The sequence below is a fragment of the Ruegeria sp. CDSA193 genome, assembly GCF_059611885.1.
The window spans coordinates 1-26,230 of record NZ_JBXWPN010000013.1; the positions used below are offsets into that span (position 1 = coordinate 1).

Below are 26,230 nucleotides of genomic sequence, written 5' to 3' on the forward strand. Positions count from 1 at the left end.
CAGCCCGCAAAATCAACCAACTTCCCACCCAACTCAACATGCAAACCATGCAAAGGCGTGCGCTTAATATCCGTCATTTCAGGTACCTTTCGATCAGCGGGACTGGTCACGAACTACCATGACGGTGCAATGCGCATTGCGCACCACGCGTGCCAGGTTCGGACCAATTTCATAATTCGGGAAATCGCCCTTGGTCGACGCCATGACGATCAGGTCGAAGCCCTCTTTATGAGCAAGCTTCAGAATTTCGCGATAGACGCTGCCCTCTTGGACATGGACAGCTACGCCAGCAGCGCCACAATTGTCCAAAATGGTCTGAACCGCGTTACGCACATGTTCTCTGGCACCCGCGCCATAATTGGCAGGCAGGTTCGGAAGCTGGATGATCTCGGGGATGACGGCGACCGCGTGCAGTTCGGCACCGTAGAATTTCGCCTGTTCCAATGCGACCGGCAATGCCTGTTTCCAGGAACGGTCGTCAGAGTGATCAATCGGCAGCAGGATTTTCGTGGCCATCACGCCTCTCCTCGAGATAGGAATACTGTTTCAAGTCGGGGGGCCGGAATGGCCCCCCGTAGGTTTTCAGTGCCCGGTTTATTCGGCAGGCGTGCCGCCCGGTTCTTCGGATTTGCCACCGGAGGCAAAGAACTCTTTCGTCAATTTGAAGACGATTGGGCTCAGCAATGCCAAGGCGATCAGGTTCGGGATAGCCATCATGGCGTTCAGCGTATCTGCAAGCAGCCAGATAAAGCCCAGATCCGCGGTTGCGCCGAAGTAGATCATGATAATCCACAAGACGCGGTATGGCACCAAAGATTTCACACCCAACAGGAACTCGACGCATTTTTCGCCATAGAACGACCAACCGAGGATGGTGGTAAAGGCAAAGATCGACAGCGCAATGGCGATCAAGTAGCCACCAATGCCCGGCAACGACATTTCGAAGGCGGCCGAAGTCAACGCGGCACCGGATTCACCCGTGGTCCACGCACCTGAGGCGATGATTGCCAAACCGGTGATCGAGCAGACGATGATAGTGTCGATGAACGTTCCCAGCATCGCGATCAGGCCCTGGTTTACCGGACCTTTGGTTTCGGCTGCTGCGTGCGCGATCGGGGCGGAACCCAGACCGGCTTCGTTCGAGAAGACACCGCGCGCCACACCAAAGCGGATGGCGGCCCAAACGGCGGCGCCCGCGAAACCACCTTCGGCGGCCGAGGGTGTGAAGGCATGGGTAAAGACCAGCGACAGAGCGTTGCCGATTTCACCGATGTTGATCAGCAGCACGATGAGACCGGCAGTGATATAGGCAATCGCCATTAACGGAACCAGCTTACCGGCAACAGCGCCGATACGAGTGATACCGCCTAGGATTACGGCTGCGGTCAGGACCATCAGCACGATACCGGTGACCGAAGTATTCAGGCCGAAATTGGCTTCGAGAACCTGTGCAACACCATTGGCTTGCACACCGTTGCCGATACCAAAGGCTGCAACTGCGCCGAACAGGGCAAATGCAACACCCAGCCAGGCCCATTTCGCACCCAGACCGTTCTTGATGTAGTACATCGGACCACCGACAAAGTTGCCCAGCTCGTCCTTCTCACGGTATTTCACCGCCAGAACAGCCTCGGCATATTTGGTGGCCATGCCCACCAGGGCGGTCATCCACATCCAGAACAAAGCGCCCGGACCGCCCAGGAAGACAGCAGTAGCCACACCGGCGATGTTACCCGTACCGATTGTCGCCGACAGCGACGTCATCAGTGCGTTGAACGGGCTGATCTGCCCATCGCCCTGACTTTCTCGACCGGCGAACAGCAGCTTAAAGCCCGTGCCGATACGCAGGATCGGCATGAATTTCAGCCCCACCTGCAGGAAGAAGCCAACGCCAAGAATGAGGACCAGCATCAGCGGCCCCCACACGACGCCATTGATGGCCCCTACGATTGAATTTAACGCTTCCATGGTATTCCTCCCTAGCGCGTTTGGATTATGCCCCGGCAGCAATCGCCCGTTGGCGAGCTTGCTTGAGGGCGGCAAAGTCTTCGTCCGCGTGGAACGACGAACGGGTCAGCGGCGTAGCTGACACGTGCAGAAAGCCCTTTGAGCGTGCGATCTGCTCAAGCTGGGCGAATTCTTCCGGTGTCCAGAACCGGTTAATCGGGTGATGTTTTGCGGTCGGCTGCAGATATTGCCCCACTGTCAGAAAATCGACATTCGCGGCGCGCAGGTCATCCATCACCTGCCGCACATCGCCAAGGCTTTCACCCAGCCCGACCATCAGGCCCGATTTGGTAAAGATCTCGGGGTTGGCGCGCTTGGCGTCGTCCAACAGACGCAGCGAAGTGTAATACCGCGCGCCCGGACGCACCGTGGGATACAGGTGCGGAACCGTTTCGAGATTGTGATTGAATACGTCGGGGGCGGCCGCAAATACCAGATCGGCCGCGTCCCCTTTGCCCAGAAAGTCGGGGGTCAGAACTTCTACCGTTGTGCCGGGATTCTGGTGGCGCACAGCACGGATGGTTTGGGCAATATGTTCAGCGCCGCCATCAGCCAGATCATCCCGGTCAACCGAGGTGATCACGACATGACGCAGGCCCAGCTTTTTCACCGCAACGGCCACACGGCCGGGTTCGAACTGGTCCAGAGCGTCGGGGCGGCCAGTGGCAACGTTGCAGAAGGAACAGCCACGGGTACAGACCTCGCCCATGATCATCATGGTGGCGTGGCGCTTGGACCAGCATTCGCCGATATTTGGGCAAGCAGCCTCTTCGCAAACGGTAGCCAGATTATGGTCACGCATCAGGCGGCGGGTTTCGTAATATTCTGCACTCTCAACCCGTTTCTTCCGAATCCATTTCGGTTTACGCGGAATGACACTGTCAGCCTTTTTGGCTTTTTCCGGGTGGCGAGGGCGAAGCTGGATGGTCATCTGGCTGATCCTCGTTAAGCGTGAATCGCACGGCCCAGGGCGTCAAGGCAGGCCTCTTTGACCGCCTCGCCCATGGCAGGGTGCGCATGACAGGTTGCGGCAACTTCGGAAACAGTAGCGCATTTGGTCATTGCCAGAACCAACTCGGCAATCAGGTCGCCGCCATGCGCTCCGCAGATATGCGCGCCGAGGATCTTGCCGCTGGGATCGGCCAGCACCTTGACCGCACCGTCGGTTTCGCCGGTCGAGCGCGCGCGCGAATTTGCCATGAAGGCGAACTTGCCGACCGCGTAGTCAGTGCCAGCCTCTTTCAGCGCCTCCTCGGTCAAACCGACCGAGGCGACCTCGGGGTCGGTGTAAACCACGCCCGGAACGGTGTTGTAACCCACATGCCCGGCCTGACCGGCCAGGATTTCGACACAGGCGACGCCGTCTTCTTCGGCCTTATGCGCCAGCATAGGTCCGGGCACACAGTCACCGATTGCATAGATGCCGGGGACCGAGGTTTGGAATGTGCCATCAACCTCGATGAAGCCGCGCGCGCTCAGGGCAACGCCAAGCGCGTCCAACCCCAGTCCGCGCGTCACAGGGCGGCGGCCTACAGCGATCAGGACCTTGTCGGCCTCGATCACTTCTTCCTTGTCCTTGCCAACTCGGTCCACGATCAGGGACAGGCCCACGTCGGTTTTCCCGACCGATTTCAGCGCCCTGCCCAGTTGGAATTTCAGCCCGCGCTTTGACAGGGCGCGCTGTGCCAGCTTGGCGATCTCTCCATCAATGCCGGGCAGAACACGGTCGAGATATTCAACCACCGTGACTTTGGCACCCAGACGCGCCCAGACCTGACCCAGTTCCAATCCGATGACACCGGCACCGATCACCACCAGATGATCCGGCACGGTGTCCAGCGCAATCGCCCCGGTCGAGCTGAGGATATCTTGCTCGTCAATCTCAATCCCCGGCAGCGAGGTGGGCTCGGACCCAGTGGCGATCAGGATGTTCTTTGCCTCATGGATCGTGTCGCCGACCTGAACCTGCCCTGCAGCCGGAATACTGGCCCAACCTTCGATCAGGTCGATACCGTTCTTTTTGAACAGGAATCCGATCCCTTTGGTCAGGTCACCAACGATCTTGTCCTTGCGCCCCATCATCGCGCCGATGTCGATGCTGGCCCCCTCGACCTCAATGCCATGGGAGGAGAGATGGCTGATCTCGGCATATTTGGCCGAGGAGGTCAGCAACGCTTTGGAGGGTATGCACCCCACATTCAGACAGGTCCCGCCAAGAGCACCCCGCCCCTCGACGCAAGCGACATTCATGCCCAGCTGAGCGGCACGAATGGCCGCTACATATCCGCCGGGGCCACCGCCAATAACGATCAGGTCATAGGTGCTCATGATTTAACCTCAATAGATCGGATGGCTCGCGCACAGGGCGCGGACTTTTTCACGAGTTTGTTTTTCGACGGTCGCATCCCCGTCAGAAGACTGAGCCAAAGCGTCCAGCACGTTGCCAATCAGATGACCGATCGTCGTAAACTCTTCGGGGCCAAATCCACGGCTGCATCCGGCAGCGGTGCCCAGACGAATACCACTGGTAATCGTTGGCTTTTGCGGATCGCCGGGAACACTGTTTTTGTTGCAAGTAAAACCTGCACGCTCAAGCGCGGCTTCGGCATCTTTGCCGGTCACGCCGATGGGGCGCAGATCGACCAACATCAGATGGTTCTCGGTTCCGCCAGAAACGATGTCACAGCCTCGCGCCATCATCACATTCGCCAAAGCCGCCGCGCTGTCGACTACGCGCTGCATGTAGGTTTTGAACTCAGGCTTCAAAGCTTCACCAAAGGCTACGGCCTTGCCCGCGATCACATGCATCAGCGGGCCACCCTGCAGACCCGGAAACACAGCCGAGTTGATCTTTTTGGCCAGTGTTTCATCATTGGTCAGGATGATCCCGCCGCGTGGTCCACGTAGGGTCTTATGAGTGGTCGACGTCACCACATGAGCGTGCCCAACAGGCGACGGATGCAGCCCAGTCGCCACCAGACCCGCGATATGCGCCATATCTGCCAGCAGCCAGGCCCCAACCTTGTCAGCGATTGCCCGAAAGCGCGCAAAGTCGATTTTCTGCGAATAGGCCGATGCGCCCGCGATGATCAGCTTGGGCTTCTCAGCTTCTGCCAATGCCTCGACCTGATCATAATCAATCAGCCCGGCATCGTTCAGACCGTATTGCACCGGACGGAACCATTTGCCCGATTGCGCGGGTTTCGCGCCGTGGGTCAGGTGCCCGCCAGCATCCAGCGACATTCCCAGTATCGTGTCACCGGGGCTAAGCAGCGCCAGCTTGACCGCTCCATTCGCCTGAGCACCGGAATGAGGTTGTACGTTTGCGTATTCGCACCCAAACAGTTTCTTCAACCGCTCGATAGCTTCGGATTCGACCTCGTCGACATATTCGCAGCCACCGTAATACCGGCGACCGGGATACCCTTCGGCGTATTTGTTGGTCAGCACAGACCCCTGCGCATCAATCACCGCCTGCGAGACGATGTTTTCAGATGCGATCAGTTCGATCTGATCCGCCTGACGGGCACCCTCACGGGAAATCGACGCAGAGATTACCGGATCGGCCTCAGCCAGCGACGTTTTAAACATGGTCTCCTCCCACGGTTCCGAATCCAAATTGCGAAACTTTGTTTCCTATAGTGGAATTTTCATCCTTAAGGCAACATTTTTCTTACAATGGTGAATTTGATTTTGATTGGAAATTATGCAAGCATCGATAAAACAGGGGGATTTAACGTGGCAGAAGAGAATTTAACGGATGTTTCCGGAATGGACGATCAGGACGAGGGTATGGCTCTGGGCCGCTCGATCCGCGACGCGCGCCGTGCAAAAGGCTGGACATTGGAAGAAGCCGGTCGTGCTGCCGGGATAGGTAGATCAACCCTGTCAAAAATCGAAAACAACCAGACAAAGCCCAGCTTTGATATTGTTCGGCGGCTCACACAGGCGCTTGACCTCAGTACACCGCAGCTGTTTCTACAGTCCGGTCAATCGGGTATATCAGGCCGTCGCGATTATACGCCCAAGGGCGACGGTGAGATCAAGGACACCTCCACATATATCCATGAGTTGCTGTGTTCAGAGCTGACCAGCAAACGGATGCTGCCCTATATCGCGACAATCAAGGCGCGCGACATTTCCGAATTTGATAACTGGATTCGCCATTCTGGAGAAGAGTTCATGTTTGTCCTCAGCGGAGAGCTGACTTTTGTGTCGGAACACTACCGTCCGCTGCCGATGAAAGCCGGGGACTCGCTCTATTATGACAGTGGAATGGGGCACGGCTGTATTTCAACCAGTACCGAAGATGCCCGTGTGCTTTGGGTATCGCTGGAATAGCCCGCTAATAGAGTGACGTCACCCAACTTGCGAAAACCTGTACCTCGATGCGGTCTTCAGCGCCTTTGCGTTTAACCAGATAGTGCGAAGGCTGAATGGGTAGACGGTAATCAAAGGGTGCCACCAGCAGACCCTGCTTAATGTACTCATGGGCAAAGCTCTCTAATACCATGGCCGCGCCCTGCCCCGCCGTGACGGCCTGCAAGGCCAAAAGTGACGAATCCATTCGAAGCGTTCTGGAGGGCGCGCCCAAATTGAGCGTGTATTGATCGGACAATCTCATCCAGTCATTCTCAGACCCTTTGATTGTGATGACCCGGCCCTGAGCCAGATTTTGAATGCTCAGATCTGCGCCAAAAGATGCCGCATAATCGGGATGGCAGACCGGCACCGCACATTCATGGCCCAGATGCGAAACGATCCCGTCATCCCAGTCACCATAGCCAAACCGGATATCAATATCGCTTTCTTCCTCTCCAAACTGGGTCGCCCAGACGAAGGTGGAGAGGTCCACTTTGATGTCGGGGTGCAGGTCTTCAAACTCAGCCAGTCTTGGTGCGATTACCAGCCCCGCACATGAGATGGAGGCCCGTATTTTGACCACCCGCCTGCGGGAATTGGTGAAAAGGCCGCTGGTTGCGTCTCTTAACTCGGAGAACGTCTTTTGAACCGGCATCGCATAGGCCCGCCCGATTTCGGTCAGGGCAACCCCGCGCGGCAAGCGTTCGAACAGGGATACGTTTAGATGCTTCTCTAACAACCGTATCTGCTGACTGACGGCGGCTGATGTCAGCCCCAGCTCTTCTGCTGCCGCAGAGAAACTGTTGTGACGCGCGGCAACTTCAAAAGCCCGCAACCAGGTGACATGGGGCAGTTTCGCCATTTCTTACCTTCAATAAAAATTATGCCTAATGGGTAATATACATTGTTTGTATTGACAATCATTGCGTGCAAATCATGGGGCCAATTACCCAGAACGGTTCGAGATGACGCAGACCTTCGACTATATCATCGTGGGCGCCGGATCTGCCGGCTGCGTGCTGGCAAATAAGCTGAGCGCGTGTGGCAGCCATAAAGTGTTGCTGATAGAAGCCGGTGGAACCGATCGCCGTTTCTGGATCAATGTACCGCTGGGATACGGCAAAACCTTCAACGATCCCAAGGTGAACTGGTGTTACTCGGCCCAGGCTGATCCCGGGTTGAACAACCGTCAGGCCTATTGGCCGCGCGGGCGGGTTATTGGCGGATCAAGCTCGATCAACGCCATGGCCTATCTGCGCGGCCTCTCGCATGATTTTGACGACTGGGCCAAGGCAGGTGCCGACGGTTGGAACTGGCAGACCGTGCGCCAGACCTATGAGGCGATCGAGACCCATGTCGAAAGAGGCCAAACGCATTCGCCCGAGGGCGGCCCCCTTGTGGTCAGCGATGTCAGCAAGGGCATGCACCCGTTTTCCCGCCACTTCCTAGAGGCCTCACGGCAGATGGGCTGGCATGTTTCTGACAATCTGAACGGTCAGGATGCCGAGGGGATGATGAACCTGCGCAGCACCGTCAAAAACGGCCGCCGCTGGTCATCCGCTGCTGCGTTCCTGCGCCCTGCCCTGAAACGCGGCAATCTGCGGGTGGTATCCAATGCTCTGGTGCAGAACGTCATTCTGGATCAGGGCAAAGCCACCGGTGTTCGCTATCGTGTCGGGGGTCAAATGGCCGAGGCCATGGCGACCCGTGAAGTTATCCTATCTGCCGGAGCCGTAAACTCGCCACAGCTCTTGCAGCTTTCAGGGATCGGGCCTGCGAACCTGTTGAAAAGGCACGGCATCAAAGTGCGCCATAACCTGTCGCAGGTTGGACAGGGATTGCAGGATCATCTTGGCATATCCCATTTCTTTCATGCGACCGAGCCGACATTGAATAATACGCTTGGCAATCGGTTGGGACAGATGTTGTCCGGTATTCGTTATCTGTTGTCCCGCAGCGGGCCACTCAGCGTCCCCGTCAACCAGGTCAGCGGCTTTGTGCGTTCGGACGAAACCGCCGAATTTGCTGACATGCAAATTTATTGCAATCCGATGTCCTATAAGACCGACTCCAAAGGACAGCCGGGCGTTGATACCGAAGCAGGCTTTCTTCTGTGCGCCCAGCCCTGCAGGCCGACAAGCAGAGGGGAGATCAACATCCGTTCGGCAGATCCCATGGATGCACCCGCCATCCAACCGAACTCTCTCTCCACAAACCATGACTGCGACATGGCTATCAAAGCGGGTCGGGTATTACAGAAACTAGCGCAGACTGAGGCGATCCGCAGTGTTACGCGGACCCGGATAGAACCAGATGTTACGCGGATGAATGACGACCAGCTGTTGGAAAATTTCCGCGCCAACGCCGGAACTATATTTCATCCAAGCTGTACATGTCGCATGGGGATATCTGGACAGGATTCAGTTCTGGATTCCCGGCTACGCGTCCATGGGGTCGCAGGGCTTCGGGTGGTCGACGCATCCTCATTCCCCAGCATCACCTCAGGCAACACCAACGCCCCGGTGATGATGCTGGCCGCACGCGGTGCGGACCTCATTCTGGAAGATGCCGCAAAGCAGATGAGCGCTTGAAGCAGAGGGAAAGAAGACCATCTTCCAGAATATTTGGTCTGGAAAGAGGCCTCTTTCCCTGATCAGGAAAAGTGCAACGCATAGACGTTGTTCAAATACTTTTGATCGTCGATCTGAAAGTGGGTCTCTCCAATGAACTCGAAACCCTTGGCCAGATAGAACTTGATGGCCGAGGGGTTCTCAGCATTGGTCATCAGCCAGACCACATCTGCCCCCTGATCCCGGCAATGTTCCAGCGCGGCTGCCAAAAGACGACTTCCGATGCCTTTTCCGTGATGGCGCGGCTGGACGTAGAATGTCGATATCTCCATTCCCCACCACCCGGAAACAGGGGCGCTGCGTGCAGGGGAAACACGGATTAACCCGTCAATCCCCTGGTTATTGTCGGACACCAGAACGAATTCATCCGGGTTTTGAATCTGTTCTAATACTTTGCTTGCCGTGAATTCCGACAAAGCGAAATCTGCAAAAAACCCGCTGACACCATGTTTGAGGTAGGTTCCGATCCAAACCTCAATCGAGATGGCAGCGATGCTGGACGCATCTGACGTTTCTGCAGCACGTAATGCCAAAGCGTTTAGGTATTAAACAAGAAGTGCATCACATCGCCGTCCTTGACAATATAGCCCTTGCCCTCAGCCCGCATCTTGCCTGCCTCTTTGGCGCCCTGCTCTCCGTTTGCCGTGATGTAATCATCATAGGCGATGGTCTCGGCGCGGATGAAACCCTTTTCGAAATCGCCATGGATCACGCCAGCAGCCTGCGGCGCGGCGGTGCCGGTGCGGATGGTCCAGGCGCGGGCCTCTTTCGGGCCGACGGTGAAATAGGTTTCCAGCTTCAGCAGGTCGTAGCCTGCGCGGATCAGACGGTCGAGACCGGGCTCTTCCAGCCCCATTTCCTCGAGGAACATCTGCGCTTCGTCCTCTTCCAGCAGGCTAATCTCTTCTTCGATCTTGGCACTGATAATGACGTGCGAGTTGCCTTGCGCTGCGGCCATTTCAGCCACACGGGCTGAATATTCATTGCCCTCGGCGGCCTCTTCTTCCGAGACGTTGCAGACATAGAGAACCGGTTTGGTGGTCAGCAGTTGCAGCATTTTCCACGCCTTGTCGTCTTCGTCGCTAACTTCGACCAGACGCGCGGGTTTGCCGTCTTCCAGCATGGCCTGCGCTTCGGCAAGCAAACGTTCCTGTTGCTGTGCCTCTTTGTCGTTGCCCTTCAGCTTGCGCACCAGATTGGCACGGCGCTTTTCGATACTTTCCAGATCGGCCAGCATCAGTTCGGTCTCAATCGTATCGGCATCCGCCACGGGATCGACGCGGCCATCGACATGGGTCACATCACCATCTTCGAAGCAGCGCAACACATGAGCGATGGCGTCAGTCTCACGGATGTTGGCCAGAAACTGGTTGCCCAACCCCTCGCCCTTTGACGCGCCCTTTACCAGGCCCGCGATATCCACAAATGTCATTCGCGTCGGGATGATCTGCTTTGAACTTGCAATCGCCGCCAGCTTGTCCAGCCGGTCATCGGGCACCGCCACATCGCCCACATTGGGTTCAATGGTGCAGAACGGGAAATTCGCCGCCTGAGCAGCCGCTGTCTTGGTCAGCGCATTGAAGAGAGTTGACTTGCCCACATTCGGCAAACCCACGATTCCCATTTTAAAGCCCATCTCGGCCTCCTGAAGCGATACGACGGCGTCTTCTATTCACGTCCGGGCAAATGCGCAACCCAGACGGCGGCAACAGGTCGAGTCCCAGTTGCAACATCACTTATCTGTTAATCAAACGTGTACTTCGAATACTTGATTCTGCCACCGCCACGTCACCAACTGACAGGGAGTTGAGAAAACCAAGAAGTACCGAGATGAAAACACTTTTCTTAATGAGCACTTTGCTGGCCACCACGACCATGGCACACGGGCAGTCCATCGTATTGGGAGCAGGATATGCGGATTTCACCCACACCAGCAGCAATGATCAGGCGGTCGTGTCACTGGAATATCAGCACAGCCCGTTTCACGAAGCCACGCGCCTCAGTGCTGGCTGGGGTGTGGCTCTGACGGTGGATGCAGATGCCGACACGCATATTGGCGCCGGTTTGGTCGGTCTCTATACGATCTCTGACCGGTGGTTCGCAGAGGCCAGCGTGATGCCTGGCTACTACAACGCCTCAAATGATGACAATGATCTCGGCGGAAATTTCCAGATCCGCAGCCTTTTCGGAATTGGATATGCCCTGGAAAACGGAAACAAGCTCTCGCTGGCCATCACCCATAATTCGAACGCGAGCACGGACAGTTTCAATCCCGGCGTCAACTCAGTGTTCATGCGTTATCACTACGGGTTCTGAAGCAATCTGGCGCGGCGGGATTGATTTCCGTGCAAAGTTTCTGCACATCAGGTTCAAATCCGTATGCAAGGACCGCAGATGACCCGTATCGACGCCAAGTTCGCCGCCCTCAAGGCCGAGGGCAAAAAGGCATTCGTATCCTACATCATGGCCGGTGACCCCGATTTCGACACCTCGCTTGAGATCGTCAGGGGCTTGCCCGGTGCCGGTGTCGACGTGATCGAACTTGGGCTGCCGTTCACCGACCCGATGGCGGATGGTCCGACCATCCAGGCAGCAGGACAACGCGCCCTAGAGGGCGGGATGACCTTGCAACGCACACTGGATCTTGCACGTGCTTTTCGGGAAACGGATGATACAACGCCTATTGTGCTAATGGGGTATTACAATCCCATCTACAGCCGCGGTGTGGAAAGGTTTCTGGCGGACGCTACTGAGGCTGGCATCGACGGCCTGATCGTCGTTGACCTGCCCCCCGAAGAAGATGACGAACTTTGTCTGCCTGCACAGGCGGCTGGATTGAACTTTATCCGCCTCGCCACGCCGACAACGGATGACAAACGGCTTCCGCGCGTTCTTCAGAACACTTCGGGATTCGTGTATTACGTCTCGATCACGGGGATCACAGGCGCAGCCGAAGCCCAGGCCACGAATGTAGGCCCCGAGGTCTCTCGGATCAAATCCGCCACGGATTTGCCAGTGATCGTGGGCTTTGGAATCAATACCCCGGAAAAATCGCGGGCAATCGCAACTGTTGCCGATGGCGCTGTGGTCGGCTCGGCCATTGTCAGCCAGATCGCCGCCGGGAAGTCGGTTGGTGAAGTTCTGGATTTTGTCAAATCGCTGGCAGATGGGGCACATTCGGCCTGATCCAACGACCGGTTTCGCAATCTTGACCGCAGTCGGCGCAACCCGGCTGCGGTTTTTCTATTGCACCTAACGTTGCGCACAGAAACGTGGCGTTGCGAGGCTTTCGAAAAATTGGTAAAGAAAAAGGACCAATCTTTCGAAAGCCGCATCTCATGCCCGTCATCACCAATATCCAAGACCTCAAACACATCTATGAACGACGCGTCCCGCGCATGTTCTTTGACTATGCCGAAAGCGGCAGCTGGACCGAGCAGACCTTTCGCGACAACAGCTCGGATTTCGAAGATATCCGCCTGCGCCAGCGGGTAGCGGTTGATATGACCGGGCGCACGACGGCGTCGCAGATGATCGGACAGGATGTTACCATGCCTGTTGCCCTTGCCCCCGTTGGTCTGACCGGCATGCAGCACGCGGATGGTGAGATCAAAGCCGCCAAAGCAGCCGAGGCTTTTGGCGTCCCCTTTACCCTGTCCACGATGTCAATCAATTCTATCGAGGAGGTGGCCGAGAACACCACCGCGCCCTTCTGGTTCCAACTCTACACCATGAAGGACCAGGACTATGTATCTCGACTGATCCAACGCGCCAAGGATGCAAAATGTTCGGCCCTTGTGATCACCCTGGACTTGCAAATACTCGGGCAGCGCCACAAGGACCTAAAGAATGGTCTGTCCGCGCCGCCAAAGCTGACGCCCAAGACCATCGCCAATCTAATGACAAAATGGGCCTGGGGCATCGAAATGTTAGGCGCCAAACGGCGGAACTTCGGCAATATTGTTGGCCATGTTGATAATATCACTGATACAAGATCGCTGGGCACATGGACGGCGGAACAATTCGACCCCAGCCTGGATTGGGGCAAGGTTGAAAAGCTGATGAACCAATGGGGCGGCAAGGTGATCCTCAAAGGTATCCTGGATTCCGAGGATGCCAAGATGGCCGCCAAGCTGGGCGCCGATGCCATCGTGGTTTCAAACCACGGCGGACGCCAGTTGGACGGGGCGCTCAGTTCCATTCGTGTCCTGCCCGAGATTATGGACGCTGTCGGGAACGACATCGAAGTGCATCTGGACAGTGGCATCCGATCTGGCCAGGACGTTCTGAAAGCACTGGCACTTGGCGCGAAGGGCACCTTTATCGGGCGCGCCTTTGTTTACGGTCTTGGCGCAATGGGCCAGAAAGGCGTGACCACGGCACTTGAGATCATTCAGAAAGAACTTGATACGACCATGGCACTTTGCGGTGAACGCAATGTGAGCGATCTGGGCCGGCACAATTTGCTTGTCCCGAAAGACTTCGGAGGGAGCTGGACAGATTGATCGCGCGCATGGGGGCTCTGTCCTTGTCGCCGATTGGCCGCCTCCCCCGAGATATTTAGAGCCAGTTGAAGTAAGGATTCCCTGCTTCATCTGGCCGAAAATACCTCGGAGCGCGGGACAGAGCCTCGCAAAATAGACGAGCTGCAAAAACCCCTTTCCAAACTCAATGAATCAAGCTAAGGACGCGGCTTCACGCGGGTATACAGCCTTGGAGGATACCCGCCCTAACATTGGAGAAATATCATGGCTGGAGAGATTCCTGATCTCGTAGCTCTGGAACGGACGGGGACAGGCAAGGGCGCCGCTCGTCAGGCACGCCGCGACGGCATGGTTCCGGGCATTGTTTTTGGTGGCGACAAAGAGCCGCTGCCGATCCAGATCCCGTTCAACGAACTGTTCAAGCGCCTGAAAGCGGGCCGGTTCAAGTCGACATTGTGGAACCTGAAGGTTGAAGGCCAGGAAGACGTTCGCGTCATCTGCCGCGACGTTCAGCGTGACGTTGTCAAAGACCTGCCGACCCACCTGGACCTGATGCGCCTGCGTCGGACCACCAAGATCGCACTGTTTATTCCGGTTGATTTCATCAACGAGGAAGAGGCCCCCGGCATCAAGAAAGGCGGCGTTCTGACCGTTGTCCGTCCTGAGGTCGAGCTGATGTGTACCGCTGGTGAGATTCCTGAGAAGATCACCGTTGATCTGACCGGTCTGAACATCAACGACGTTGTCACCATCTCGTCGGTCGATCTGCCTGCTGGCACCAAGCCGACCATCGACCGTGACTTTGTGATCGCCAACATCTCGGCCCCAACCGGCCTGGCTACAAGCGATGACGAAGATGGCGAAGAGGGTGATGTTGCACCCGATGAAGTCGAAGTCGTCGGAAGCGAAGAAGAATAAGGCCGGATCCAAAGTTTCGGTTTTTGTGACGGGGCCCCATCGGGGTCCCGTTTTCTTTTGCCCATTGGGCTGGAAAATCGGCCCCGATCCGTGCCATCAACCAGTTGCGATATCGCGCTTGAGACAAGGACATGACGATGAAGCTGTTTGTCGGCCTGGGAAATCCCGGATCAAAATATGCTCGAAACCGGCACAATATTGGCTTTATGGCCGTTGACCGGATCGCCGAGGATTGCGGCTTTGGTCCTTGGAAATCCAAATTTCAGGCCGAAATCGCCGAAGGGCGGCTGGGTCAAGAAAAGGTTTTGCTTATCAAGCCTCAGACCTTCATGAACCGGTCCGGTCAATCGGTGGGCGAGGCCATGCGGTTTTACAAGTTGGATTCGACCGACGTCACTGTCCTACATGATGAATTGGATCTGGCGCCCGGTAAGGTCCGCGTCAAGGCAGGCGGAGGCCATGCCGGTCACAACGGGCTTCGGTCGATCCACGAACATATCAGCCCAGCCTATGATCGGGTGCGCCTTGGGATCGGTCATCCCGGGCGGAAAGAATTGGTTTCGCCATATGTCTTGGGCGATTTCGCGAAGGCTGACAACGACTGGTTGGAAGATGTCCTGCGCGGCGTTGCGGATGGCGCAAGGCACCTGGCCAATGGCGATGGCGGTAAGTTCATGAACGCCGTTGCCCAGCGAACGGCACCGCCACGTTCGTCCAAGTCACCGTCCGAGCACCCAAAACCAACGGCCCAGACGATTACCGAACCCGCCGAGGACAGCAGGTCAGCCATGCAGAAGCTGATGGACAAGTTCAAATAGCGCCCTTGCCGTTGCCCCTACGTCCGGATTGCGGAATTTTCCCGGGCAGGCTCCAATACCGGCAATCATGGGAGGCGACAAATGAGAGCTTTGTTTAAATGGGTGCTGCGTATCGCGCTGATGCTTGTGCTGGCAGCCGCCGTTGTCGGGTTCTGGAAACGCGAGGAAATTCAACGCTTGATGGCGGTGAACTCATTGTTTTCCCCCGAAAAGATCGTTCACAACTTCTCGCATATGGATGCAGCTTTCAAAACCGTCAACTTGCCGCGTGGGGATGGGGCCACATGGGAATTGCCTTACGGGCCCGGGTTTGACCTGCCAGCAGGCACGGATCAATGGATCGAAGACCGGTCGGTCACATCCTTGCTTGTGATGCAGGGCGGGCAGATCCGGTTTGAGGAATACTATCTGGGCACCACACCAGACGATCGACGCATTTCGTGGTCGGTTGCCAAAAGCTATCTTTCTGCATTGTTCGGCATATTGCTGGACGAAGGCGCAATCGCCTCATTGGACGATCCTGTCGTGCAATACGTACCCAAACTGCAAGGCACGGCCTATGATGGTACGACGATCCGCAACGTGTTGAACATGGCCAGCGGTGTGACCTTCAACGAGGATTATCTGGATTACAATTCTGACATCAACCGGATGGGTCGAGTGGTCGCCTTAGGCCGAGAACTGGACGATTTTGCCGCCTCGCTGCAAGACAGTTTCGCAACACCCGGAGAAACCTGGAAATACGTGTCAATCGACACCCATGTTATCGGTATGGTGGTCCGAGGAGCAACCGGTCGCAGCGTGGCCGAACTGCTTACAGAGCGCATTGTACAGCCGCTTGGGCTGGAGCGGGATGGCTATTACGTGACCGACGGGGCCGGAGTTGCCTTTGTTCTGGGGGGCTTGAATTTCACCACCCGCGACTATGCGCGTTTCGGTCAGATGATCCTGCAAAACGGGGTTCATGATGGGCAGCAACTGGTACCGGCTGAATGGATCGCCGCTTCGGTCCTGCCCAGTGCCCCGACCGCATCGGGCAAGATCGGCTATGGATATCAGTGGTGGATTCCCGTGGGCGCGCATGAGGGCGAGTTCATGGCCCGCGGCGTCTATGGTCAGTATATCTATTTCGACCAGCCGCGCGGGGTTCTGATCGTGTCCACCGGAGCCGATCGCAAGTTTCGAGACCCTGGCGTGAATGAGATCAACATAGAAATGTTCCGCAAGATTGCGCAAAGCCTGTAAGATGCTCTTATGCAGAAACAGGAAAGCATAAATGTTCTGGGGGGCGTGCTCGCCCCTTGCTCCCGCGATCCGCTGACCGGGTTCTTTCGCGATGGCGCCTGCAATACCTGCCCCGAGGATCAGGGCAGCCACACGGTTTGCGCGGTAATGACGGTCGAGTTTCTGGCCTATTCGAAATATGTCGGCAATGACCTCAGCACGCCGCGCCCCGAGTTTAATTTTCCAGGGCTGCGTGCCGGTGACAGCTGGTGTTTATGTGCGGGTCGCTTCCTGCAAGCCCACGACGAAGGATGCGCGCCCAAGGTTCATCTTGAGGCGACACATCAACGGGCGCTGGACATCGTGCCTCTGCGCATTCTCAACCAACACGCGGTTCAGGACTAGGCAGACCGGCCCGGGATCACCCGGACCGGCCCTTATTCGGGATCAATCCCGCAATTTCACAAGGTCAGACATCAGACCCTCGGTTCCGTTATGAACCGTCAGCCGCTCGACCTTGCCGGCGATGGTTTCCAGCGCTTCCAGCTCTTTCAGTCGCAGCATCACCGGGTTTTCCGCCATCACTTTCGCGGTGTTCAGCAAAGACCGCGTGGCGTTGGTTTCTTCCCTCCGCCGGATGACGTTGGCCTCGGCCTGTTTCTCGGCAGCGACTACGGCGGTCAGGATTTCGCGCATCTCGCCGGGCAGGATGACGTCTTTCAACGCGATCTCACCCACTTCGATGCCGATCCCGGCCATTTGTGTCCGCACCCGATCCGCAGCCTCGATGTCAACGCCCACCTTCTCGGCAAGTAGCCGGTCAAGCGTCATCGACCCAAGGGTCTTCCGGAACGCCAGTTGCAGGGCCCGGTGCAGGGCCTGATCAAAATCCTTCACCGCCCCCATCGCCTTGACCGGATCGACGACCCGGTAATCGGCGCTGAGGTTGACCCGGATGGTCACCCGGTCCTTGGTCAGAATCTCTTGACCCGTTACCTCATGGGTTCGTTGCCGCAGGTCGATCTGCTTGACCTCGACGTTCCGGCCCACCTTCCAGAAGGCATGGGCGCCGGGGTTCAGCCGATCCACCAGCACGCCATCCACCGTCAGCAAACCGACATGCCCTTCGGCAATCTCGACCCGCGTCAGGTGCATCTGCAGCCCCACCCGAACCAGCCGCTGCGCGACCGCTTTGTGCACAACCATGGACTCGGTCAGCGCGTGTTGCTCAACGGCCCAGGGGCCGGCATCCTTCCAAACTAGCGCCCGTACTTCGGGAATCAGCACTCGAGCGGGCACGCCATCCCGAAGCAGAACCAGAACCTCGTCGGGCCCTGCCCGAAACTCGGTCAGGTGCGCCTCGGCCAGTTCGGGCCGGTTCTGCATCAGCGCCCGCTCATAGAGCGACACGAAAAAGAGAGCCTCCAGATCGTGCAGCTCGGTCAGCACATCCCTGCGTGGCAGCCGGTGTTTCCCGGGGCCGAGGATGGTGTCAATTACTCCCTTGCGCAAAACCAGCATCCGCTGGGTCTCGGTCAGGGTCAGCCGTTGATGACCGGTCAGCCGGTCGATCAGATCTTGGAATAGTGTCATTTCATTTCTCCTTTTCGTCTCGCTCTATCGTCGTCGCAAAAGCGAACTCCTTTTCATGTTTTCAGTGGGTTGCACCCCGATTGGGTGACAGGTGTGAAGCCTTCGGATAAAGGCTGTGAAAGACCGGGCATCCCCCGCGCCGTGCCCTTTTGCGAGAGGGTCAGAGAGAGGGGCGCGGGACCAATGCGCCGCCTGTTCCCAAGGGATCAAGCGGGGCGCCAATCCGGCGACACCGTCATCTGCCCTCCGGCCCAAGACCAGAGCAGCGAAGACCCCTGCCCCGCCCGGCCAAAGCCTGACGTAGCGCGGTGCCACCCCTGCTGGGGAACACCCGGACCTTAATGATTTGGACCGTTTTCACGGACCGGCGTTGAAGGCCGGTGCTGACCTAACAGCGTTTGTTCAAATGGCGGGACTCGAACCCGCTACACATCGATTAACAGTCGATTGCTCTAACCAGAATGAGCTACATTTGGAGCTTTGGAAGGAGTCGAACCTCCGCTCACAGATTTGCCATCTGCCGCTCTTCCACCTGAGCTACAAAGCATGTACCAATCCCCGGTTTCGGCCCTGGCATACGGTTTCGGCAGCGCCGTCCGCACCGAGAGAGTGATCACCTCTGCTCGCTAGGGTCCGGCCCGTTTTGACCGGTAACGGCGGGTTTAGGCGAAGGGGCAGGATTCGCTCAATGATATTCTGAGAGGTGGAAATGCACCTGTGGCGGGTGCGCAACAAAATTACCCAGCTGCGCAACATTCGAAAAGCCGCAGGCTGGAAACCAAAGCTGCACACCGTTCAAAGGCACACAGCTTTTGTCAGAAATTTCAAATTTTACCGCCTGGTCAATCGGCGCTGCGGCCTTCGGTATCCGACATGTCGAAGTTCAGATATTTCGCCACGGTCTGAACATCCTTGTCACCACGTCCACACATGTTCATGCAGATCAGGTGATCCTTGGGCAGATCTGGCGCGATCTTCATCACATGAGCCAGCGCATGGCTAGGTTCAAGCGCCGGGATGATGCCTTCGGTTGCACAGCAAAGCTGGAACGCCTCAAGCGCCTCTTTGTCGGTGATCGACACATATTGCGCGCGGCCGATATCATTCAGCCATGAATGTTCAGGGCCAATGCCCGGGTAATCCAGACCAGCCGAGATCGAGTATCCTTCGAGGATTTGCCCGTCATCATCCTGCAGCAGATAGGTGCGGTTGCCATGCAGAACACCGGGGCGGCCGCCGGTCAGCGAGGCGCAATGTTCCATCTTGTCGTTCACGCCCTTACCACCGGCTTCGACACCGATGATGTTGACGGATTTATCATCCAGGAACGGATAGAACAGACCCATTGCGTTCGATCCACCACCGATGGCGGCGATGAGCGTGTCGGGTAAACGGCCCTCAGCCTTGTGCATCTGTTCCTTTGCTTCCTTGCCGATGATCGACTGAAAGTCGCGCACCATCGCCGGATACGGGTGCGGGCCAGCAACTGTACCGATGCAATAAAAAGTATCGCGCACGTTGGTCACCCAGTCACGTAACGCATCGTTCATCGCGTCTTTCAATGTGCCACGACCTGACGTCACAGGGATCACTTCGGCCCCCAGCAAGCGCATGCGGAACACGTTCGGGGCCTGTCGCTGCACATCATGCGCGCCCATATAGACCACGCATTTCAAACCGAACTTGGCGCAAACGGTGGCTGTGGCCACGCCATGCTGCCCTGCGCCGGTCTCAGCAATGATCCGGGTCTTGCCCATGCGCCGCGCCAGAATGATCTGGCCCAATACGTTATTGATCTTGTGCGCGCCAGTATGATTCAGCTCATCGCGTTTGAGATAGATCTTGGCACCACCCAGATGCTCGGTCAGGCGCTCGGCGTAATACAATGGCGAGGGGCGACCGACATAGTTGGCCCACAGATCATCCATCTCGGCCCAGAAAGAGGCATCGTCCTTGGCCTTTTCATATTCCTCTTCCAGCGCCAGGATCAGCGGCATCAGCGTTTCGCTGACAAAGCGCCCGCCGAAAATACCGAAACGGCCCTGTTCATCCGGGCCGGACATGAAGGAATTGAAAAGATCGTTGGCCATGGGTGTCTCCCTCGTCATACCCGTTGTTCATAGGAGGTAGCGGCGGGATTTGCCATGGCAAAACGCACATGGAAATCCCTACATGTGACGGCTCAGCCAGCCTGAATCGCAGCGTCAACAAACGCGCGAACCATCGCGGCATCCTTGATCCCCGGTGCGCTTTCCACGCCCGAGGCGACATCGACCTGACGCGCGCCCGTCATACGGATGGCCTCGGCCACATTGTCGGGGTTCAACCCACCGGCCAGCATCCACGGCTTGCGCCAGTATTTGCGCCCGGCCAGCAGACGCCAGTCAAATGTCAGCCCATTGCCGCCCGGCAAAACCGCATTCCGCGGCGCTTTTGCGTCGATCAAAAGCTGGTCGGCAACGTCACTATAGAGGTCGATCGCTGCCAGATCCTCGGCATCCGCCACGCCGATCACCTTGATCACAGGCAACCCATAGCGTGCTTTGATTTCCTGCACCCGCTCGACATTTTCCGAGCCATGCAGTTGCAACATGTCAAAAGGCGCAGCAGCGGTGATGTCATCCAGCAGCTCATCCGAGGCGTTCACAACCAAGGCGACCTTTGCCACCCCAACGGGGACATGCGCGAACAAAGCTGCAGCCTGTTGAGGCGAAACATATCGAGGCGATTTCGGGAAGAAGTTGAACCCAAGATAGCGCGCGCCCGCTTCGACGGCAGCGCGCACGTGATCCGGTGCGGTCAGGCCGCAGATTTTAACCGATACATCCGACATATGTGGCCTCAGCTGGCCTCATCCAACAGGGCGAGAACTTCGTCCTGCCCTTCGTTCTGCTTCTTCTTGAGCTTCTTGACCTCACGCTCAAGCTTGCGCACTTCGCCTTTCTTGGTGGTGGCATCGCGGCGATGTTTATGCTCGCGCAGCCATTCCCAGAGGAAGCCAATGACAAGACCGGCGACGATACCACCCAGCACAACCAGAAACAGCGGCAACGAGACGCTGAAGTTGAAGCCAAGCAAATCTGCAATAGCCGAAGGAATAAGCGTCAGCTCAACCGCTTCGCGGTTGGCCAGTGAGACGGAGATCAAAGCAATCCCGAGGATCGCCAGAAAAGCATATCGAATGTAGCGCATCATGGCCTAGGCTTTACCGTTCAAGCGGTCCCTTAGCAACTTGCCAGTTTTGAAAAACGGAACACATTTTTCTTCGACCTGCACAGTTTCGCCGGTGCGCGGGTTACGGCCCACACGGGCATCGCGCTGTTTCACTGAAAACGCCCCGAAGCCTCTCAGTTCAACCCGATCCCCTCGCGCCATCGCATCCGTCACCTCTTCGAACACAGTGTTCACGATTCGCTCGACGTCACGCTGATAAAGATGCGGGTTCTCGTCGGCGATTTTCTGAATCAGTTCTGAACGGATCATGTGCGTTACCCTCCCAGGCGACCGGTTAACCATGCCTATTATTCTGAACAGTATAGGAAAAAACTGGGTTCGGGGGAACGTAAACTCTGCGGGCAAAGGCTGAAAATTACAGTTAAGTAACGCGAATTTTTGCCAGTTCATGTAATTTGCCCGACAAATGCATGAACCTAAGCCCCATTTAGCCTGAAAATGCGAACATGTTGATTCGCAACAAAAACGGCCCCGCGCTTTCACGCGGGGCCGCAAATTCGGCTTGGCTGAGGCCTGGGCTTAGTCGCCCGACTTCAGCGCTGCACCCAGGATATCGCCCAGCGATGCGCCCGAGTCGGAGGAACCGTACTGTTCCACGGCCTCTTTCTCTTCGGCGATCTCACGTGCCTTGATCGACAGACCCAGACGACGGGTCTTGCTGTCGACATTGGTGACGCGGACATCGACCTTGTTACCGACCGAGAAACGCTCGGGGCGCTGTTCGGCACGGTCACGGCTCAGGTCCGAGCGACGGATGAACGACTTCATGCCTTCGTACTCGACCTCGATGCCGCCATCTTCGATCGCGGTGACTTCAACGGTGATGATCGAGCCACGCTTCACGCCGCCCACGGCTTCGGCGAACTTGTCACCGCCCAGGGCTTTGATCGACAGCGAGATACGCTCTTTCTCGACATCCACTTCAGACACAACGGCCTGTACCACGTCGTTCTTGTGGTAGTTCTGGATGGCATCCTCGCCACGCTCGTCCCAGGACAGATCGCTGAGATGAACCATGCCGTCGATGTCGCCTTCGAGGCCAATGAACAGACCGAATTCGGTGATGTTCTTGACTTCGCCTTCGACTTCGGTGCCCTCGGGGTGTGTTTCTGCAAACACTTCCCACGGGTTGCGCTGAGTCTGCTTCAGGCCCAGAGACACGCGACGCTTGGCGCCATCGATTTCCAGAACCATGACGTCGACTTCCTGGCTGGTCGAAACAATCTTGCCGGGGTGGACGTTTTTCTTGGTCCAGGACATCTCGGACACGTGCACCAGACCTTCGACACCAGCTTCCAGCTCGACGAACGCGCCGTAGTCGGTGATGTTGGTGACGCGACCCTGATGAACCGAGCTCAGCGGATACTTGGCTGCAACCAGATCCCACGGATCTTCCTGCAGCTGCTTCATGCCCAGGCTGATCCGGTGGGTCTCTTTGTTGATCTTGATGACCTGAACGTTGATGGTCTCGCCGATCGTCAGGATCTCGGACGGGTGGTTCACACGGCGCCATGCCATGTCGGTGACGTGCAGCAGGCCGTCAACACCGCCCAGGTCAACAAACGCACCGTACTCGGTGATGTTCTTGACCACGCCTTCGACGGTCTGACCTTCGGTCAGGTTGCCGATAACCTCGGCGCGCTGTTCGGCACGCGATTCTTCCAGAATTGCGCGGCGCGAAACAACGATGTTGCCACGGCGGCGGTCCATTTTCAGAATCTGGAACGGCTGCTTCAGACCCATCAACGGGCCCGCGTCGCGCACAGGGCGTACATCAACCTGCGAACCGGGCAGGAACGCAACTGCGCCGCCCAGATCGACCGTGAAGCCACCTTTGACGCGACCAAAGATTGCACCTTCGACGCGCTGGTCGTCGGCATATGCTTTTTCCAGACGGTCCCATGCCTCTTCACGGCGGGCCATCTCACGTGAGATGACAGCTTCGCCACGGGCGTTTTCTGCGGCGCGCAGGTAAACTTCAACCTCGTCACCAACAGTGATTTCAGGGGCTTCGCCAGGATTTGCGAATTCTTTCAGATCAACGCGGCCTTCCATTTTGTAGCCGACGTCGATGATGGCTTGGCCGGCTTCGATCGCCAGAACCTTACCTTTGACAACAGAACCCTCTTCGGGCGTGTCCATTTCGAAGCTTTCATTAAGGAGGGCTTCGAATTCCTCCATGGTTGTATCAGCCATCTGGCAGTGTTTTCCTTTACATAACGTTTTTGCTGGCCGAGCGGTTGTCTCCGCCGGTCTTAGTGGATTGGTCAGACGACCTGACATATACCGCAAAACAAAGAGGGCCGGTTGGTCCGACCCTGCTCGTCTCATTGTTTTATGGCTCAAATCGCCTTGTCGACGCGCGCTCTATAACGGGTTCGCACAGGCGCTGCAAGTTTTACCGTGCATATCACAAAATAACACGCAAACCCCAGCCTTGCATGGCTGAGGTCGGGTCGATTTGCATTCTTCTTCAGCTCCGAAAGGACAGAGCGCCTAAAACAGTTGCAGATCTTTTGAGCCGCTTTGGATTTCGGCGAAATTCGGCATGTTCTGGACCGCCAAAGGTGCCGGGGCTGTGCCCGGCATCGCGACTGTTGGCTTCGCTGCTGCGGCCTTTCCAAAGGCCGGGCGCTCTAGCTCGCCCCGGATATCGCGCAGCAGGGTTTTGTGATCAGGCATTGATCTGAGTATCTGCGCAAGATCCACTTTCGCGCCTTTCCACCACTGGAACCAGATCGGTTTCTTCAACGGCCGCAAGCGATCGCGGATGCCGGCACCATAGCCCGTATCATAGACCTGCTTACCCAAAAGAACCGTTTGATAGACGCGGAAATCGAAAAGCGTTGCAAACTCGATATCTCGTTCCAAAGGCAGGCGGTGCTGCCACAGCTCAAGGTTCTCGGCCAGCCGATCCGGTATCTTCATTTCGGTCCGCGCGTCGATCCAATATTGATCATCCGTGCGGTTGCCCAAGCGGTAGTGCAGACAAATGAAATCCAGAACCTCGTCATAGAGCTTGTCCATTTGCTTGTTATATCTCGCCCGCAGCGACGGTTCGATGTCCCGCGTAGGCAGATGCTCGGCGAACCAGCGCACCGCATGATCAATCATGTGGATCGCTGTACTTTCCAGCGGTTCGATGAACCCTCCGGCCAGTCCGATCGCCACGCAATTCTTGACCCAGGCATTGCGCACACGTCCGATACGCATCGGGATCACGCGCGGCGTCGCACCTTTGCCGCTGTCGCCCAGCCATTCGAGGTATTCATCCGCCGCCTGTTCATCCGTGCGATGCGCAGATGAGTAGACATAGCCCGTGCCCACACGGTTAAAGAGTGGCACCCTCCAGGTCCACCCCGCACCAAGTGCGGTGGAGCGCGTGACGCTTTCGATTTTTTCTGGATCCGGGTGCTCGATCTGCAACGCCATGGCGCGGTCGTTGGGCAGATAGTCAGAATAATCCATGAAAGGCTCGCCCAGCGCCTTGTTGATAATCAAGCCGCGAAACCCGGTGCAATCCACGACCATCTCAATGTCATGGCGGCCTTTCTTTTCCAGCATCAGATGGCTGACATTGCCCTGCTCATCCAGCTCGACCGATTTCACCTCGTCCTGGATGTGCTCAACGCCGCGCTTGGTGCAAACCCTGGTCAACATGCCTGCAAACTTCACAGCATCCAGATGATAGGCATAGCCGAACCGCTGCTCAAACTCTGGTTGACCCAGTGGCCGCCCACCTTTGCACAGGCGCGCCAGATCATCATGGGGCGAGATGGACTGCGTGAAATCCCTATCGCCATTGCCAAAGCGCAGGAAGTATTCCGCGGGCTCTAACCCCTCTAACAACTGGCCATGCGCAAAAGGGTTCACGTAATCAATGCGATTGCCTTTGGCGTCCTTGTTCCAATTACAAAACTTCACGCCCAGCTTGAACGAGGCGTTGGTCTCACGGAAGAAATCCCGCTCTGAAATGCCGGCCTGGCGCAGCGTGACCGGCATCCGTGGAACCGTGGCCTCGCCAACGCCCACAGTCGAGATATTGGGGCTTTCGATCAGGCAGATACGCGGGCGATCCTTGGGTGCTGACGTGCGTGAAAACACCATTTCCAGGATCAGCGCGGTCATCCAACCTGCCGTGCCGCCACCCACAATGGTGATCTTGCGCAAACGATTATTCATATTTTCTGTCCCTGTTGGTTTTTGGGTTTTTTAGCCGCCTGCCCTTTTTGATTTTGGGGCTTGTAAAGCAGCTTTCCCTTTTTGCCTGAGAGAAACTATAACAGCTTTCCTGCATCCAGCTAGGCACTATGACGGCCGAACCTGCATACATATCGGGTCATCAGACCCAGCAACACAGGCCGCTCGCCACTGCGCGACTTTCTTTAGGATGGTGGATGCTACGAGAAAGGATATGCGCAAGTACCGGCCCTGCGTCAGATATCCTCGCCTTTTTTCAGAAGCTCTTCGATCAGAGCGCGCTGAAGATCATTGCTATCGCCGCCGCCAAATTCCGCAACTCCGCTGGAATACAAGGTGCCGTAGGTGTTGGCGATGTTCACCGTCTGGGCCAGCCCCGAGATCAACTGATCCCTTTCCAGCCGCGACAAGGGGTGGAGGAACGCAGCCCACAAGGTGCCATTGGCAATCGCATATCGCGCATCCAGGGTACTGTCGAAATTCGCCTGCATCATCCGTTGCATGTCCTGAGCACTCAGATCTTCGACACTTTGGATCGACACCATGGCCCGCATCCGGTCCGCATTGACGTCGGTAATCACCAGAACGGGAACCTCCGCGATGGTAAGCTGAAAGCCTGGCCCAAGAGGCTCTGTCTCAGGATCAAGCGCAAACAATATCTTGCCCAAACGCTCGTAGGTCATTGGCGGTTCTGCCTCTTGCGCTGCAAGCGCACTGGCGAGAAAGGTAAAAATCAAAATAAGGCGGAACATCGATTACC

At 56.8% G+C, this 26,230-nt stretch carries 25 protein-coding genes and 1 tRNA gene; 9 read left to right on the top strand and 17 right to left on the bottom strand.

The genetic code is table 11. The annotated features are described in order from the left end of the window. Positions 1-93: 93 nt before the first annotated feature. The 5 genes from AC2FLG_RS19615 to glyA all read right to left on the bottom strand — a co-directional run bounded on the left by AC2FLG_RS19615 (position 94) and on the right by glyA (position 5,598). Positions 94-516 (bottom strand): universal stress protein, encoded by a 423-nt coding sequence (locus AC2FLG_RS19615; protein WP_496703572.1) that lies wholly within the window; start codon positions 514-516, stop codon positions 94-96. Positions 517-594: 78 nt separating this feature from the next. Next, positions 595-1,968 (bottom strand): alanine/glycine:cation symporter family protein, encoded by a 1,374-nt coding sequence (locus tag AC2FLG_RS19620; RefSeq protein ID WP_496703570.1) that lies wholly within the window; start codon positions 1,966-1,968, stop codon positions 595-597. Between the two features lie 25 nt (positions 1,969-1,993). Then, complete coding sequence (gene lipA / locus AC2FLG_RS19625; protein ID WP_496707640.1) at positions 1,994-2,938, bottom strand: lipoyl synthase; 945 nt, start codon at positions 2,936-2,938, stop codon at positions 1,994-1,996. Between the two features lie 14 nt (positions 2,939-2,952). Further along, entirely contained in the window at positions 2,953-4,335 is a 1,383-nt protein-coding gene (lpdA, locus tag AC2FLG_RS19630; RefSeq protein ID WP_496707641.1) for a dihydrolipoyl dehydrogenase, read from the bottom strand. A 9-nt stretch (positions 4,336-4,344) separates the two neighbouring features. After that, complete coding sequence (glyA, locus tag AC2FLG_RS19635) at positions 4,345-5,598, bottom strand: serine hydroxymethyltransferase (RefSeq protein WP_496707643.1); 1,254 nt, start codon at positions 5,596-5,598, stop codon at positions 4,345-4,347. A gap of 180 nt (positions 5,599-5,778) precedes the next feature. Here glyA and AC2FLG_RS19640 point away from each other — a divergent pair, with 180 nt between their 5' ends. Then, positions 5,779-6,348 (top strand): helix-turn-helix domain-containing protein, encoded by a 570-nt coding sequence (locus tag AC2FLG_RS19640; RefSeq protein ID WP_282022285.1) that lies wholly within the window; start codon positions 5,779-5,781, stop codon positions 6,346-6,348. Between the two features lie 4 nt (positions 6,349-6,352). Here the strand turns inward: AC2FLG_RS19640 and AC2FLG_RS19645 are convergent, their stop codons facing one another. Beyond that, positions 6,353-7,231, bottom strand: a complete 879-nt coding sequence (locus AC2FLG_RS19645; RefSeq protein ID WP_496707645.1) for a LysR substrate-binding domain-containing protein — start codon at positions 7,229-7,231, stop codon at positions 6,353-6,355. 103 nt (positions 7,232-7,334) lie between these two features. Here AC2FLG_RS19645 and AC2FLG_RS19650 point away from each other — a divergent pair, with 103 nt between their 5' ends. Next, a complete protein-coding gene (locus tag AC2FLG_RS19650; protein ID WP_496707646.1) occupies positions 7,335-8,960 on the top strand; it encodes a GMC family oxidoreductase in 1,626 nt (541 codons plus the stop codon). A gap of 62 nt (positions 8,961-9,022) precedes the next feature. Here the strand turns inward: AC2FLG_RS19650 and AC2FLG_RS19655 are convergent, their stop codons facing one another. Continuing rightward, positions 9,023-9,532 carry a GNAT family N-acetyltransferase gene (locus AC2FLG_RS19655; RefSeq protein WP_496707648.1) on the bottom strand — a complete coding sequence of 170 codons (510 nt, stop codon included), beginning with the start codon at positions 9,530-9,532 and terminating at the stop codon, positions 9,023-9,025. 5 nt (positions 9,533-9,537) lie between these two features. Continuing rightward, complete coding sequence (gene ychF / locus AC2FLG_RS19660) at positions 9,538-10,635, bottom strand: redox-regulated ATPase YchF (RefSeq protein ID WP_496707650.1); 1,098 nt, start codon at positions 10,633-10,635, stop codon at positions 9,538-9,540. A 194-nt stretch (positions 10,636-10,829) separates the two neighbouring features. On the opposite strand from ychF, the gene AC2FLG_RS19665 reads away from it, so the two are divergent. From AC2FLG_RS19665 to AC2FLG_RS19695, 7 genes are all read left to right on the top strand, one after another. Next, a complete protein-coding gene (locus AC2FLG_RS19665; RefSeq protein ID WP_142639471.1) occupies positions 10,830-11,315 on the top strand; it encodes an acyloxyacyl hydrolase in 486 nt (161 codons plus the stop codon). Positions 11,316-11,393: 78 nt separating this feature from the next. Continuing rightward, positions 11,394-12,185 carry a tryptophan synthase subunit alpha gene (gene trpA, locus AC2FLG_RS19670; RefSeq protein WP_142639469.1) on the top strand — a complete coding sequence of 264 codons (792 nt, stop codon included), beginning with the start codon at positions 11,394-11,396 and terminating at the stop codon, positions 12,183-12,185. Positions 12,186-12,337: 152 nt separating this feature from the next. Next, positions 12,338-13,504 carry an alpha-hydroxy acid oxidase gene (locus AC2FLG_RS19675; RefSeq protein WP_496707652.1) on the top strand — a complete coding sequence of 389 codons (1,167 nt, stop codon included), beginning with the start codon at positions 12,338-12,340 and terminating at the stop codon, positions 13,502-13,504. Positions 13,505-13,747: 243 nt separating this feature from the next. Continuing rightward, positions 13,748-14,401, top strand: a complete 654-nt coding sequence (locus AC2FLG_RS19680) for a 50S ribosomal protein L25/general stress protein Ctc (RefSeq protein WP_496692954.1) — start codon at positions 13,748-13,750, stop codon at positions 14,399-14,401. Between the two features lie 137 nt (positions 14,402-14,538). Further along, positions 14,539-15,219 (top strand): aminoacyl-tRNA hydrolase, encoded by a 681-nt coding sequence (gene pth, locus AC2FLG_RS19685; protein WP_496704108.1) that lies wholly within the window; start codon positions 14,539-14,541, stop codon positions 15,217-15,219. An 81-nt stretch (positions 15,220-15,300) separates the two neighbouring features. Then, the gene (locus AC2FLG_RS19690; protein WP_496703561.1) at positions 15,301-16,464 is read left to right on the top strand and encodes a serine hydrolase domain-containing protein; all 1,164 of its coding nucleotides are present in this window, start codon (positions 15,301-15,303) and stop codon (positions 16,462-16,464) included. A 9-nt stretch (positions 16,465-16,473) separates the two neighbouring features. Next, positions 16,474-16,848, top strand: coding sequence for a DUF2237 family protein (locus AC2FLG_RS19695; RefSeq protein ID WP_142639459.1), 375 nt, complete (start codon positions 16,474-16,476; stop codon positions 16,846-16,848). A gap of 42 nt (positions 16,849-16,890) precedes the next feature. On the opposite strand, the gene AC2FLG_RS19700 is transcribed toward AC2FLG_RS19695, so the two are convergent. From AC2FLG_RS19700 to AC2FLG_RS19740, 9 genes are all read right to left on the bottom strand, one after another. Further along, positions 16,891-18,036, bottom strand: a complete 1,146-nt coding sequence (locus tag AC2FLG_RS19700) for a slipin family protein (RefSeq protein WP_496707653.1) — start codon at positions 18,034-18,036, stop codon at positions 16,891-16,893. A gap of 401 nt (positions 18,037-18,437) precedes the next feature. Next, positions 18,438-18,512, bottom strand: a tRNA-Asn gene (locus AC2FLG_RS19705). A 366-nt stretch (positions 18,513-18,878) separates the two neighbouring features. Next, positions 18,879-20,126 carry a tryptophan synthase subunit beta gene (trpB, locus tag AC2FLG_RS19710; RefSeq protein WP_142639455.1) on the bottom strand — a complete coding sequence of 416 codons (1,248 nt, stop codon included), beginning with the start codon at positions 20,124-20,126 and terminating at the stop codon, positions 18,879-18,881. Between the two features lie 92 nt (positions 20,127-20,218). Then, positions 20,219-20,869 carry a phosphoribosylanthranilate isomerase gene (locus tag AC2FLG_RS19715; RefSeq protein WP_496707654.1) on the bottom strand — a complete coding sequence of 217 codons (651 nt, stop codon included), beginning with the start codon at positions 20,867-20,869 and terminating at the stop codon, positions 20,219-20,221. Between the two features lie 8 nt (positions 20,870-20,877). Then, the gene (locus tag AC2FLG_RS19720) at positions 20,878-21,228 is read right to left on the bottom strand and encodes a lipopolysaccharide assembly protein LapA domain-containing protein (protein WP_496707713.1); all 351 of its coding nucleotides are present in this window, start codon (positions 21,226-21,228) and stop codon (positions 20,878-20,880) included. Positions 21,229-21,234: 6 nt separating this feature from the next. After that, positions 21,235-21,519, bottom strand: a complete 285-nt coding sequence (gene ihfB, locus AC2FLG_RS19725; protein ID WP_037310872.1) for an integration host factor subunit beta — start codon at positions 21,517-21,519, stop codon at positions 21,235-21,237. A gap of 270 nt (positions 21,520-21,789) precedes the next feature. After that, positions 21,790-23,466, bottom strand: a complete 1,677-nt coding sequence (gene rpsA / locus AC2FLG_RS19730) for a 30S ribosomal protein S1 (protein ID WP_142639449.1) — start codon at positions 23,464-23,466, stop codon at positions 21,790-21,792. 300 nt (positions 23,467-23,766) lie between these two features. Next, on the bottom strand, positions 23,767-25,452 hold the full coding sequence (locus AC2FLG_RS19735; protein ID WP_496707656.1) for a tryptophan halogenase family protein: 1,686 nt from the start codon (positions 25,450-25,452) through the stop codon (positions 23,767-23,769). Positions 25,453-25,706: 254 nt separating this feature from the next. Next, positions 25,707-26,222 carry a hypothetical protein gene (locus AC2FLG_RS19740; RefSeq protein WP_496707658.1) on the bottom strand — a complete coding sequence of 172 codons (516 nt, stop codon included), beginning with the start codon at positions 26,220-26,222 and terminating at the stop codon, positions 25,707-25,709. Positions 26,223-26,230 lie beyond the last annotated feature (8 nt).